Raw genomic sequence first — 13739 nt, forward strand, 5'->3', positions numbered from 1 at the left:
AGAAAAATAAAACAGGAGAGTCCTCTTTTGAATAAATATTATAAGCACTATTATCGTAAATACGTATGAGTAAATGTTTAAAAATATCTCAATGGCTTAAGAGTGGAGAGTATCAAATAGAAATAGATGCTCTTCTAACTAATATTATTCGTAAGTCAGAATTGGCAGAAAGTGAGGCTGAGACTTCCGCTATTTTTGAAAATGAAATCTATTACTTCATGCGTAGCAAATTTGCGGTAGATTTACACTTTCAAAAAGAGACTCCCGTTGAAGGTGTTGTACATACCTTTGGTAACTCGTTACAACGGACGAGCGGTAAAGGGAGGATGGATGCTGTTGTAAACAATCTTGTTATAGAATACAAACATTACAGTAAGCTGTTTAAGAGTAAAGACAAAGACAGGAAGAAGGCTTTTAAACAAGTCAGTGATTATCTGTATGCTCTTTATGACTTGAAAAAAGAGAAATATGATGCTATTTTGACCGATGGATTATCTGTCTCTTATTTTTCTTTTGTAGGTGATACTGTACAGCATACTGCTTTGCGGACAATTACAACAGAGGATATAGATACCATTGTTAAAGCAATACTGAATAATAAGTCTAAAAAGTTCGAACCTAAAAACATTGTTCGCGATTTCTCCATCTCTTCCTTGTCATCTTCTGTAACAAGGGATATTGCAAATATTCTTTTCGCGGAACTTGAAGGAAAAATCACAGAACGCTCTATCATGCTTTATGAGGAATGGAAGAATCTGATGCATCTGTCTGTGGATGATAATGGTAAAAGTGGAGACATCGATAAAAGAAGAGCTGACTTGTCTGCTGTATTTTCTTCTACAATCAATGATGTTGATAGGGAATATAAAGCGATATATGCTTTACAAACCACTTATGCTATCATTGTGAAACTGATAGCTTGTAAGGTGCTGGACCGGTTGAATTATAATGCAGAAGCAGATGTCTATCACGATTTACTTTCACTTGATTCCGGTAAGATGCGGAGTTTTTTCCAGAGAATGGAAGACGGGTATTCTTATTCTAATATGGGCGTTCGCAACTTTTTGGAGGGAGATTTCTTTTCTTGGTATGCTGATGAAGCTCAGTGGGGAGACAAGCTTTATGATGCGCTGTTGAAGTTGATGGTAAATATAGACTATTATTCCTCATTCTCTCTAAATGTCCGATATGCACCTATAGATGTGTTCAAGGATTTATATATGAGTATTATTCCACAGTCCATCCGCCATTCTATGGGGGAATATTTCACACCGGAATGGCTGGCAGACAGTGTTGTGGAGAAAGCAATCGGGTATGTGGGTAATTCCCGCTGGAAAGCCATTGACCCTTGTTGTGGCTCAGGTATTTTCATCATAACTTTGATAAAAAAACTGGTGGGAGATATCTCTTTAGGAGAACTTACCCGGAAGAATAAGGAACTTTTGCTTGAAGAAATCATAAATAGGGTATATGGCATTGACATAAATCCGCTTTCGGTCTTGTCTGCCAGGATAAGCTATTATCTGGCTATTCACCAATTGGGCGATGTGAAGGATGTGGAGATACCTGTCTATTTGGGTGATTCCGCCATTACTCCGGTTATGCTGCAGATTGATGGGATAGCGTGTTACTCTTATTCAGTGAATAACTTGAAATGTGGTAGTTTTGATGTGGTACTTCCCAAACGTTTTGTAGAAGAACCAAAATTCGGGGAGGTTATGAATAGGCTTCAGGCGTTGGTGAAGGCTGAAAGTACATCAGTGTTGACTCACGTGCTTCTTAACGAATTCACCGAGGAAGAACGCAAATCCAAGAAAATAGTATCGTATATAGAGGCTTTGTCCGAAAGTCTGGTCTATTTGCATAAGAACAAGTGGGATGGTATTTGGATCAGGATTGTGACAAATTTCATGTCCATTGCAAGGTTAACCTCGTTTGATATGATTGTGGGTAATCCACCTTGGGTGAAATGGGAGCATTTGCCTGCTGCATACACACGAAAAATAAAAGAATTTTGTGATATAAGACATATCTTTTGTAATGATGGCGGCTTGTTTGGTGGGGCACAACTGAACATTTGTGCTCTTATTGCCAATGTGTCAGCTGCAAATTGGTTAAATCAGAACGGCGTTCTTGCTTTGCTTATGCCCGATAGTATAATGTCCCAGAATTCTTATGAAGAGTTTCGGAATTTCTATGTGGATTATGCGCGGAAGAGACGTTTGTGGTTACGCTCATTGGATAGATGGATGTCTCCTTTGCGTCCATTTAAGGTTGGAAAGAAATCGGTAATGCAAGATTTCAATACTTATTATTATACTGCCAAAGAGATGGATTATTTGGAAGGTGTACCCATACGGATGATTGGCAAGGGGGTGAAATATAGTGATGTGGGTATTTCCGGATGCAGTAACTTTGCGGATGCTTCCCGTTTCTTGACTATTGAGAACGGAATGGCAAAGCAACTTTCTTGCCAATCTACGGCTTTCACATACATTTCCGATAAATTCGATTTTAGTGAAATCATAGGTGAAACTTCTTACCAGTATAGAACGGGGGTAGAGTCTACTCCTTTTGAGGTGTTCAAACTGATCGGTGAAGGGGAGTCGGATAAGGAAGGGCACTATCGTTTCAAGAACAAGACTTTGAAAACCTCTAAATACAAAGTAGATGATATGCCTAAAGACGGGTGGGATCTTCCGGTGGAATATATATACCCTATGGTGGAAGGTCCTGCTATCCGTCCGTTTCAATATACTTGTGGGAATAATTTCCATATCGTACCTTATGATAGTGGGGATTAAAAAAAGCCGGTTTCCATGGAGAAGCTGTTGGAACGAAATGCTGCGCTTGCCCTCTATTTTGCTAATCATAAACATATTCTGGATATGCAGTCCGAAAAGAGCAAAGTGATGCACTGTGGGGATGAGTTTTATGCCTTGTCTAAGATAGGTCCTTATACTTTTGCGCCTTATATGGTGGCTGCGCGTGACAATTCCAAGTTTTGTGCCAGTGTGATTAGCCCTACGCAGACTCCTTGGGGAGAATGGAAACATTCCATTTGCGTGAAGCATACTATTATAATTAGCCAAGACATTAGCGGTAATAACATTACGGAAGATGAAGCTCATTATGTCAATGGTATTTTAAATAGTAGCATTGTGCGTGAATATATTCATAGTACGTTCAAAACGAATGGATTCAGTTTGAATAAAGCTCATCTGTGCATCCCGAAATATGAAATGGGCAATGTCAGATGTATGAGGATATCTCAGCTTTCTAAAGAGGCAACCGGAAACGAAGCTAAGAGGGAAGATATAATAGCATTGCTTACGAAAGAATATGTACGACTCTGCAGAGAAACCAAAAAGAGTAGAATCATTTAAAGATACATCACTATGGATATTGAAAATTCCTCTCGAAACTTTTCCGCCGTCAAGACCTTCTTGAAAGAGTATCTTGATTTGCGTAAGGATAAAGACAACGAGCTTGAGACAGTGGACTCCATCAAGAAGGGAGTCGAATTCAAAGGGGCCAACCTGTGGATTTTGATATTTGCCATATTCATGGCCTCGTTGGGTTTGAATGTCAATTCAACGGCCGTGATTATCGGCGCCATGCTTATTTCTCCTCTGATGGGGCCTATCATGGGAGTGGGGCTGTCAGTGGGGCTGAATGACTTCGAACTGATGAAGCGCTCACTGAAAAGCTTTCTGATAACGACTCTTTTCAGTGTGACTACAGCTACCGTATTCTTTCTCGTGAGTCCCGTTGCCGAAGGACAGTCGGAATTGCTGGCACGTACGTCCCCCACAATCTACGATGTATTTATCGCTTTGATGGGTGGTTTGGCGGGAGTAACGGCACTCTCCACAAAGGAGAAAGGCAATGTGATTCCCGGCGTTGCCATTGCTACGGCTCTGATGCCGCCTCTGTGCACGGCGGGCTATGGCCTGGCTACGGGTAATCTGATCTATTTCCTCGGTGCATTCTACCTCTATTTCATCAATTCGGTGTTTATCAGCCTGGCTACCTTTGTGGGAGTGCGTGTGATGCATTTCCAGCGCAAGGAGTTTGTCGATAAGAACCGGGAGAAGAAAGTGCGTAAATACATTGTTCTGATAGCGGTTATCACCATGTGTCCTGCCGTGTATCTCACTGTCGGTATCATTCAGGATACTTTTTTTGAAAGCGCCGCCAACCGTTTTGTCAACGAGCAACTTTCTTTTGAAAATACGCAGGTGCTCGACAAGAAGATACAGCATGAAGGCAATCACCACGAGATACGCGTGGTATTGATAGGGCAGGAGGTCCCCGAGGCTTCTATTGCCATTGCACGCAGCAAAATGAAAGATTATAAACTGGACAACACCAAACTGATAGTCCTTCAGGGAATGAACAATGAAGCGGTAGATATATCTTCTATCCGTGCCATGGTGATGGAGGATTTCTACAAGAACAGTGAACAACGCCTGGTAGAGCAGAAACAGAAGATATCGGATCTGGAAAGCAGTCTGGAAAGGTATAAATCTTTCGATGAATTGGGCAAAACCATCATACCGGAACTGAAAGTGCTTTACCCTTCGGTGAAGACGGTCTCCATTTCCCATGCCATTGAATTGACTGTCGATTCGGTACGGGTAGATACCGTGACCCTTGCCGTGCTGAAATTTGGCAAGCATCCGGATGTGCACGAGAAACAAAAAATTACTGAATGGCTCAAGGCACGTACAGGTGCCAAGAAATTGAGGCTGATTACTGAATAATATAAAGAACGGACCGGAATGAGACTGAGACTTACGCTAATAGCGGCCTGCTGCCTTTTTACACTGGCAGGACGGGCAGATGAAGGGATGTGGATGTTGGGCAACCTGAATAAACAGACCCGGGAGACAATGAAAGAAATGGGTTTGCAGATGCCTGCAAGCAAGTTGTATAGTTCCAAACGCCCTTCTCTGAAAGATGCCGTGGTCAGCTTCGGCGGCTTTTGTTCCGGAGTCGTGGTGTCGGAGGACGGATTGGTGTTTACGAATCATCATTGCGGGTTCAGCAGCATACAGCAGCATTCCACCGTAGAGCATGATTATCTGAAGGACGGCTTTGTGGCGCACAGCAGGAGTGAGGAGTTGCCGAATCCGGAACTTTATGTACGCTTCCTGTTGCGTCAGGAAGATGTGACCAAACGGGTACTGGATATCGTGAAACCCGGTATGGATGAGACAGAACGTTCCAATGCGATAGATTCGGTGATGCTGGTTATCGGTGAAGAGGTTTCCCATAAGGATTCCACGCTGACAGGCATCGTAGATGCGTATTATGGCGGCAATGAATTCTGGCTTTCTGTCTATCGCGATTACAATGATGTCCGTCTGGTGTTTGCCCCGCCTTCCTCGGTGGGCAAGTTCGGTTGGGACACGGATAACTGGGAATGGCCGCGCCATACGGGGGATTTCAGCGTTTTCCGTATTTATGCCGACAGGCATAACCGTCCTGCCGATTACTCTCCTGACAATGTGCCCTATCATCCCGAATATGTGGCGCCGGTTTCACTCGATGGTTATCATGAAGGCTCTTTCTGCATGACCTTGGGATATCCCGGCAGTACGGAACGTTATCTGTCTTCTTTTGGCATTGAGGAAATGATGAATAATTCCAACCAGGCACAAATCGATATACGTGGCGTGAAGCAGGCCATTTGGAAACGTGAAATGGACAGCCGGGACAGCATTCGCATCAAATATGCTTCCAAATACGATGAAAGCTCCAATTATTGGAAGAACAGCATCGGTGTGAACCGTGCCGTCCGCAAGCTTCATGTACTGGACAAGAAACGCGCCATGGAGCAGGAACTCCGCCGCTGGATTCAGCAGACACCCGGAGAGCGTGAGCGGCTTCTGCATCTTTTCTCCGATCTGGAACTGAACTACAAGAACCGCCGTGAGGAAAATCATGCGCAGGCCTACTTTGTCGAGTCATTTCTGAATGGTCCTGAACTGATACAACTGTCATTGTCCATTCTGAATTTCGATTTCGAAGGGGAGGAAAAGACGGTTATCGCCAATTTGAAAGCCATCATTGAGAAATATGCCAACCTCGACCTGGACATTGACAAGGAGGTTTTCACCGCCTTGCTGAAAGAGTATCGCTCACGGGTAGAGGCCCAATATCTTCCGGAGCTTTATCAGACCATCGATACGTTGTACGACGGCAATGAACGTTCGTATGTGGATAGCCTTTATGCCCGTTCGGAACTGACTACTCCCCGTGGACTGAAGCGCTTCCTGGAGCAGGACAGTACGTATCATATCTACGATGACCCTGCCATTACTTTGGGCATTGACTTGATAACCAAGTTGTTTGAAATGAATATTCGGATGCAGCAGGCATCCGGTGAGATTATCCGTAACGAACGTCTGCTGAATGCTGCTGTACGGCGGATGTATGCTTCCCGTAATTTCTATCCGGATGCCAATTCTACCATGCGTCTCAGTTTTGGTACGGTATGCGGATACACTCCGTTTGACGGGGCGGAATATGATTACTATACAACTACCAAAGGTATTCTGGAAAAAGTGAAAACCCATGCCGGTGATGTGGATTTTGAGGTACAGCCGGAACTGCTGTCTCTTCTTTCGTCCGGTGATTTCGGAAAATATGCCGGTGAAAAGGGGGAGATGAACGTTTGTTTCATCTCAAACAATGATATTACCGGCGGGAATTCCGGCAGTGCCATGTTCAATGACAAAGGAGAACTTTTAGGACTGGCTTTCGACGGCAATTGGGAGGCCATGAGCAGTGACATTCTCTATGAACCGAAGATGCAGCGCACCATCGGGGTGGATGTGCGCTACATGTTGTTCATGATTGAGAAGTATGGAAAAGCGGGGAATCTGATTGAGGAATTGAAGATGAAGACTGCGCCAAGATGAGCTTCCAGGCACGGATTACACGGATTTTATTAGTTGATCCGTGCCCCGGATGCGGTCATCGAATGCCGACAGTGCCGCTTTTGCCCCTTCACCCATGGCAATGACAATCTGTTTATAGGGAACATTTGAAACGTCTCCTGCGGCATATACTCCCGGAAGTGCGGTACGGCAGAAGGCATCTATCTTGATTTCACCTATCGGTGTCACGTCCAATACATTGCGGAAAGGAGCGCTGTTGGCTGCCAGGCCAATCTGTACAAAAATACCGTCCAGAGGATAATCGCGTTCCTCACCGGTGAGGCGGTTCATGACGCGGATAGACGTTACTTTTTCCCCGTTTCCATCGACTTTTATGGTCTGTGACGAGGTGAAGATTTCTACATTCGGCAGGCTTCTTGCCTTCTCTTGCAGCACTTGGTCGGCTTTCAGCGTATCGGCAAACTCAAACACAGTCACCTTCTTGCAGATGCCTGCCAAGTCGATGGCAGCTTCAATCCCCGAGTTGCCTCCACCGATGACCGCCACATGCTTGCCTTGATAGAACGGTCCGTCGCAATGCGGGCAAAAGGCTACACCACGCCCTATGTATTCCGCTTCGCCCTCTACGTTCAGTTTGCGCCAACTGGCGCCTGTGGCAATGATTACCGAGGGAGCTGTAAATGTTTCTCCGCCGGCGGTGAAGATTTTCTTTTCTTTGCCTTGAAGCTCTGCTTTCTCTATCTTGCGGTTTTCAAAGATTTCTACCGGATAGTGCCCTATATGGTTTCTGAGTGCACCGGCAAGTTGTGAACCTGTTGTTTGCGGTATGGAAATAAGGTTTTCGATACCCACGGTTTCCTTTACCTGCCCACCTATCTTTTCGGCGATGATGCCCACGCGCAGCCCTTTGCGGGCAGAATAAATGGCTGCTGAAGCTCCTGCCGGACCTCCGCCAAGAACCAAAGTGTCAAATTCCCTTTGAACGGGTTCGGCATCTTCCTGCGGCAGGCTGCCGAAGGTCTCTTCCAGCTTCTGTAGAAGTTCTCCCAAAGAGCCGCGCCCTACGTGAAATTGTTTTCCGTTGGCATAAACGGACGGTACGGCTTGTATTTTGAGGGTGTCTGCTTCTTCCTGGAAGATGGCTCCGTCTATGGTGTCATGTGTGATTTGGGGATTCAGCAATGCCATGATATTGAGTGCCTGCACTATGTCCGGACAGTTGGTACAAGTCAGCGATACATAGGTTTGCAGGTGTATGGGCCCTTTTAATGCCTTGATACGGCGGCTGATGGCTTCATCCGGTAGATTTTTGCCCTTTCCATCGGCATTCAGCACGGCAAGGAGCAGGGAAGTGAACTCGTGGCCGCCTGGAATCGCCCGGAATTTAATTCCGGTTTCCTTGTTTTCTTTCAGGAGGGTAAACTCCAGTTCGGGTTCACCGGTTTCTGTCAATTGGCAGGACAGTTGCCCGGAACAACTTGCCACATCATTCAGGAATCCGATAAGTTCTTGAGCTTGCTCCTGCTTGGGATTGTAGGTAATGTGGAAGGTATAGCGGGCTTCCAAATGCTGGAATACGCTCCGCACCTGGTCTAATATATTGGTTTCTAACATGTGGATGGGTTTTAGATAAGTTTCTTGTATGAAAAACTCCCGTCCCCACGAATGGAAACGGGAGTTCCCTGCTGTGGGGATTAGATTTTGCCTACGAGATCAATACTCGGCTTCAGGGTTGCGCTGCCTTTCTTCCATTTGGCGGGGCAAACCTCACCGTCGTGTGTAGCTACGAATTGTGCAGCCTCTACCTTGCGCAACAGTTCGTCTGCGTTACGTCCGATGTTGTTGTCCTGGATTTCGGCAATCTTGATTTTACCTTCGGGATTTACGAGGAATGTGCCGCGATAGGCCATGCCTTCGTCTTCAATCATCACGCCGAACGCACGGCTCAATACACCTGTCGGGTCCGCCAGCATCGGGTATTTGATCTTACGGATGCTTTCGGAAGCATCATGCCATGCCTTGTGTACGAAATGTGAGTCTGTACTTACAGAATATACTTCTACACCCATTGCCTGGAACTGGTCATATTTCTCGGCGATGTCCACCAATTCGGTAGGACATACAAAGGTAAAGTCTGCCGGATAAAAGAAGAAGATGGCCCATTTGCCTTTTACATCTTCGTTGGATACTGTCTTGAAACTTCCGTTCTGGAAAGCCTGAACTTTGAATTCAGGGAGTTGAGAGTTGATAATTGGCTCCATAATTTTACTTTTTAATAGGTTTAGCTTTTTGTTATTTCTTGCTTTCTCTGCTTGCAAAAATATAGCATTTTTTCCCGGTAGAACAAGAAATCCTATTGAAAAGTTTTATGAGCTGATAGACGAAATCTATACAAGTACCTGTGTTGGCTTCACAGCCAGCATTTCCCGGGGTATTGCGGCTTGTATCTCCTGTGTCAATGCCTGCAGCAGAGTGAAGCGGACAAAGTTCCGGTTCGTCAGCATGACAATCTGCCGGGTAGGGCAAGGTATGGCAAAAGGGCGTACCAGTTCTTTCTGTGTTTCATTGAGCTGCAAAATGGCCAGTTCCGGGATAAAAGTCACTCCTTTGCCGCTCTCTACCATGCGCATGAAAGTTTCCATGCTGCCCAGATGATAGGCGAGCTGGCTTGCGCGTGCGGTCTTCAATTGACAGAAGCGCACCAGTTGGTCGCGGAAGCAATGCCCTTCATCCAATAGCCAAAGCTGTTCATTGGTTAAATCGGAGGTACGGATGACTGTATTTCCTGAAAGGGCATCTTCGCGGGAGACATAGGCGAAGAATTGTTCATAGAACAGGGAGGTTTGAAGGAACTCTTCCATACCTGCAAGGCTTGCCACGATACCTGCGTCTATTTCTCCGTCCTGCAGGGATTTCTTGATATCATTTGTCTTCATCTCGATTACCCTGATATCCAGTTGCGGATATTTTTTCATTAATTGCGGGAAAAACCGTGGCAGGAGATACGGGGCAATGGTGGGGAGTATTCCTAATGTGAATGAGCCGGTGAGCGAATGTTTCTCTTCCTCTATAATGTTTTTTATACGATTGGCCTGAACCAATACATTTTGGGCTTGTTCTATGATGCGGATACCGATAGGGGTGGGGCAGACGGGTTGTTGGCTGCGGTCAAAAATCTTGGTGTCCAGCTCTTCTTCCAGTTTCTGTATCATGGCGCTCAAGGTGGGCTGAGTCACGCGGCAATATTCTGCGGCTTTGGCGAAATGGCGGAACCGGTTGACTGCAAGGATGTATTCCAATTGTTGTAAAGTCATGGTAAACAGGAATTTTGGTTGTTATATATAGAATGAGTCTATGCAAAGATAGAAATTATCTGTTTGACAAGCATTTGTTTCCCCCTTATCTTTGCAACAAAACAAAAATAGTATAAACCCTTTAAATAACAAAATCATGAAGACTTTAGATTACTTACACTTGAACGATGCAAAGGTTGCTAACGTAATATCAGCCTTGAACCAGTTACTGGCAGATTTCCAGGTACATTATACAAACCTCCGCGGTTTCCATTGGGACATCAAGGGACACGGTTTCTTTGTGTTGCACGGCAAATTTGAAGACATGTATAACGATGCCGCCGAAAAGGTGGATGAGATAGCAGAACGTCTTTTGATGTTGGGCGGTACACCGGAGAATAAATTCAGTGAATACCTGAAAGTGGCCAAGGTGAAGGAGATTTCCGGCATTTCTTGCGGCAGCGAGGCTGTTGACCATATTCTGGATACTTACAAGTACCTCATCGGTGCAGAGAGAAAATTGATTGACCTGGCCAACGAGGCTCATGACGACGCGACTGCCGACCTGATGACCGGTTATCTGAAAGAACAGGAAAAGATGGTATGGATGCTGGTTGCTTTCAGCACAAAAGCTTGTGAAAAATAAGTAAGTGGAGAATTGACAGAGTAAGGGGTGGTAAAGTGATGCTTTATCACCCTCTTTTTTGTTGGTTCACTACTTTATTTTAACTAGTTTCGGGACTTAACCCATAGTTAAGCGTTTGTTTAACCCCTTTCTTTTTATATTAGCAGTCAAATAATGTTTAACCACGCTTATTAATAACAAAAGAGTGATATTTATGAAAAGATTGATTTGCTGCTTTTATCTTTGTCTGTTACTTGTCTCGTGCAGACAAGATGTACAACCGTCATTGGTTACCTTGGTGAATCCCCTGATGGGTACGTCATCTACTTATGAGTTTTCTCATGGCAATACTTATCCGGCTGTTGCCGTTCCTTGGGGAATGAATTTTTGGGCTCCGCAGACTGGAGAGAATGGGAGCGGATGGATGTATATGTATACGGACAGTCTGATAAGAGGATTCCGGCAAACCCACCAGCCTAGTCCTTGGATAAACGATTATGGGACTTTCTCGATTATGCCTCTGCTTGGAGAGGTCGTTATGGATCATAGGAATCGCGGTGTATCTTTTGATCACGCCAATGAAGAAGCTGCTCCGAACCACTACCGGGTAAAGTTTAACAATGGGGTTACTACGGCCTTGTCCGCCACTTCACGTGGTGCGGTATTGGAAGTAACCTATCCTTCGGAAGAAGGACAATATGTAGTGGTTGATGCTTATCAGCACGGTGGAAGTATAACGTTGGACAAGGAGAAAAATTGCATTTATGGTATTACCCGTTATAATAACGGTGGGGTGCCTGATAATTTCGGCAATCATTTTATTGTAGAATTTGATAAACCTGTCATAGAATCCGGTTCCGACGAGAATGCTTGTGCTTATGTCAAGTTTAATTTGAAACCGGGTGAAAAGCTGACTATACGTACAGCGTCTTCTTTTATCGGGCATGAACAGGCACGTTTGAATTTTATGCGTGAAGTGGCCGGACGGTCGTTGGAAACAGTGTCAAAAGAAGCTGAAAAAGTCTGGAACGAACAGATGGGACGTATCAAAGTAGAAGGAGGGACTATAGAACAGCAAAAAACATTCTATTCTTGCCTGTACCGCACCTTACTCTTCCCGCGTGAGTTGTACGAGTTTGATGAGAACGGGGAAGCCGTTTATTACAGTCCTTATGACGGACGCGTACATAAAGGATATATGTACACCGACAATGGCTTCTGGGATACTTTCCGTGCAGTACATCCCTTATTTACTTTGATATACCCGGAAGTGAGCGGGCGTATAATGCAATCTATATTGAATGCTTACGATGAAAGTGGTTTTATGCCCGAATGGGCAAGTCCGGGGCATCGTGGTTGTATGATAGGAAACAATTCCATCTCTTTGCTTACCGATGCCTGGATGAAAGGGATACGTACTTTTGATAAGGATAAAGCGCTGGAAGCCATGCTGCATCAGACGCAGGCACGGTCGGAAGAAATATCTTCGGTGGGGCGTGACGGCTATGCCGAATATGATAAGTTGGGATATGTTCCCTATCCCGAAGTGCATGAGGCGACTGCCAAAACGCTGGAGTATGCTTATGCCGACTGGTGTCTGGCACGTTTTGCCGAAGAGACCGGAAACCGGGAAGTAGCAACGGAATATTACAAGAAAGCCCAGAACTATCGTAATCTGTTCCATCCGGAGAAAGGCTTTATGTGGGCGAAGTCGGCTGACGGCAAATGGCGCGACAACTTTGATGCAACGGAGTGGGGAGGTCCTTTTACTGAAGGATGTTCCTGGCATTGGACTTGGAGTGTGTTCCACGATCCGGAAGGACTGTCGGCTCTATTAGGTGGGCATGAGCCGATGGCTGCCCGTCTTGACTCTATGTTTGCGGCTCCCAATACCTTCAATTACGGTACGTACGGCTTTGTGATTCATGAGATAGCCGAGATGGTCGCCCTGAATATGGGGCAGTATGCCCACGGTAACCAGCCTGTGCAACATGCCATTTATCTGTATAATTATGTAGGTCAACCTTGGAAGGCCCAGTATCATAGCCGTAATGTCTTGAACAAACTCTATAATTCCGGTCCGGAAGGTTATTGCGGTGATGAAGACAACGGGCAGACGTCAGCTTGGTATGTATTTACGGCACTTGGTTTCTATCCCGTGTGTCCCGGTGCATCGGAGTATGTTCTGGGTAGTCCGTTATTTCCGAAAGCTACGCTTTCATTGCCCGGAGAGAAGACATTCACGATACATGCTGAAGGTGTATCAGATGCCAATTGCTATATTCGTTCGGCTGTGTTGAATGGGCAAGAATTTACTAATAACTATTTAAAACATAGTGAATTGACTGGAGGCGGTGAGTTCCGTCTGGTTATGGATAGTATTCCTAATAAAGAAAGAGGCGTTTATCAAAAAGAGTTCCCGTATTCTTATAGTAAATAAAGTTTCTGATGAAAACCTTGTCAAGAGCAGATTTCTATATTATTAACGGTTGAAGGGACCTTCATCTTGCCGTTGAGGCAGATAAGGTATTTTCGGAACAGACCATCAGTTTGCCCTGAACGCATCATGTGTTTCATGCAAACAGATGGTCTGTTTGTATGAAATGGATGGTCTGTTTGTATGAAACACATGATGTAAATGCCGTAAGTCCAATATTCAATTCTCGAACTTTGATGACAGGATATGGCATTTCCCTACTTCTGAGGCATGATATTCTGTTGCCGGGAGGGGAGTACGGAATCAGGGAAGTGGGGGGAATAATGCTTGAAATGGTATGAGATGAAGATATACGGATACAAATATACTACATTGAAAAAGCGAAGTCAAGTGTTTCGGCTTTTCTTATAAAGAATAGATTGACTTTTTTTCAAAGAATCTGATTATTTGATTCCCTCAATGCGGAAAGAATACGA

At 44.9% G+C, this 13739-nt stretch carries 9 protein-coding genes; 6 read left to right on the plus strand and 3 right to left on the minus strand.

What is annotated here, in order from left to right:
- The first annotated feature begins 65 nt into the window (after positions 1 to 65).
- From HMPREF9446_RS02485 to HMPREF9446_RS02500, 4 genes are read left to right on the plus strand one after another with little or no spacing between them, the layout of a single operon-like run.
- The gene (locus HMPREF9446_RS02485) at positions 66 to 2804 is read left to right on the plus strand and encodes an Eco57I restriction-modification methylase domain-containing protein (protein WP_009123819.1); all 2739 of its coding nucleotides are present in this window, start codon (positions 66 to 68) and stop codon (positions 2802 to 2804) included.
- A gap of 15 nt (positions 2805 to 2819) precedes the next feature.
- Positions 2820 to 3386, plus strand: a complete 567-nt coding sequence (locus HMPREF9446_RS02490; RefSeq protein ID WP_009123820.1) for a hypothetical protein — start codon at positions 2820 to 2822, stop codon at positions 3384 to 3386.
- Between the two features lie 12 nt (positions 3387 to 3398).
- A complete protein-coding gene (locus HMPREF9446_RS02495) occupies positions 3399 to 4766 on the plus strand; it encodes a TIGR00341 family protein (RefSeq protein ID WP_009123821.1) in 1368 nt (455 codons plus the stop codon).
- Positions 4767 to 4784: 18 nt separating this feature from the next.
- Positions 4785 to 6929, plus strand: a complete 2145-nt coding sequence (locus HMPREF9446_RS02500) for a S46 family peptidase (RefSeq protein WP_009123822.1) — start codon at positions 4785 to 4787, stop codon at positions 6927 to 6929.
- Positions 6930 to 6944: 15 nt separating this feature from the next.
- Here HMPREF9446_RS02500 and ahpF read toward each other — a convergent pair whose 3' ends face one another.
- The 3 genes from ahpF to HMPREF9446_RS02515 form a co-directional block, all read right to left on the minus strand.
- Complete coding sequence (ahpF, locus tag HMPREF9446_RS02505; protein WP_009123823.1) at positions 6945 to 8522, minus strand: alkyl hydroperoxide reductase subunit F; 1578 nt, start codon at positions 8520 to 8522, stop codon at positions 6945 to 6947.
- An 80-nt stretch (positions 8523 to 8602) separates the two neighbouring features.
- The gene (gene ahpC, locus HMPREF9446_RS02510; protein WP_039968306.1) at positions 8603 to 9169 is read right to left on the minus strand and encodes an alkyl hydroperoxide reductase subunit C; all 567 of its coding nucleotides are present in this window, start codon (positions 9167 to 9169) and stop codon (positions 8603 to 8605) included.
- 126 nt (positions 9170 to 9295) lie between these two features.
- Positions 9296 to 10222 (minus strand): hydrogen peroxide-inducible genes activator, encoded by a 927-nt coding sequence (locus tag HMPREF9446_RS02515; protein WP_009123825.1) that lies wholly within the window; start codon positions 10220 to 10222, stop codon positions 9296 to 9298.
- Between the two features lie 136 nt (positions 10223 to 10358).
- Between HMPREF9446_RS02515 and HMPREF9446_RS02520 the strand changes: the two genes are divergently transcribed.
- Together HMPREF9446_RS02520 and HMPREF9446_RS02525 are read left to right on the plus strand one after the other, a co-directional pair.
- A complete protein-coding gene (locus HMPREF9446_RS02520; RefSeq protein WP_009123826.1) occupies positions 10359 to 10847 on the plus strand; it encodes a Dps family protein in 489 nt (162 codons plus the stop codon).
- Positions 10848 to 11034: 187 nt separating this feature from the next.
- Positions 11035 to 13266 (plus strand): GH92 family glycosyl hydrolase, encoded by a 2232-nt coding sequence (locus tag HMPREF9446_RS02525; protein ID WP_087943529.1) that lies wholly within the window; start codon positions 11035 to 11037, stop codon positions 13264 to 13266.
- Positions 13267 to 13739: the final 473 nt, after the last annotated feature.

The organism is Bacteroides fluxus YIT 12057 (assembly GCF_000195635.1).
Classification (GTDB): Bacteria; Bacteroidota; Bacteroidia; order Bacteroidales; family Bacteroidaceae; genus Bacteroides; species Bacteroides fluxus.

Coding starts and splice junctions, on each gene's coding strand:
- HMPREF9446_RS02485 (WP_009123819.1), top strand. CDS start 66: ATGAGTAAATGTTTAAAAATATCTCAATGGCTTAAGAGTGGAGAGTAT.
- HMPREF9446_RS02490 (WP_009123820.1), top strand. CDS start 2,820: ATGGAGAAGCTGTTGGAACGAAATGCTGCGCTTGCCCTCTATTTTGCT.
- HMPREF9446_RS02495 (WP_009123821.1), top strand. CDS start 3,399: ATGGATATTGAAAATTCCTCTCGAAACTTTTCCGCCGTCAAGACCTTC.
- HMPREF9446_RS02500 (WP_009123822.1), top strand. CDS start 4,785: ATGAGACTGAGACTTACGCTAATAGCGGCCTGCTGCCTTTTTACACTG.
- ahpF (WP_009123823.1), bottom strand. CDS start 8,522: ATGTTAGAAACCAATATATTAGACCAGGTGCGGAGCGTATTCCAGCAT.
- ahpC (WP_039968306.1), bottom strand. CDS start 9,169: ATGGAGCCAATTATCAACTCTCAACTCCCTGAATTCAAAGTTCAGGCT.
- HMPREF9446_RS02515 (WP_009123825.1), bottom strand. CDS start 10,222: ATGACTTTACAACAATTGGAATACATCCTTGCAGTCAACCGGTTCCGC.
- HMPREF9446_RS02520 (WP_009123826.1), top strand. CDS start 10,359: ATGAAGACTTTAGATTACTTACACTTGAACGATGCAAAGGTTGCTAAC.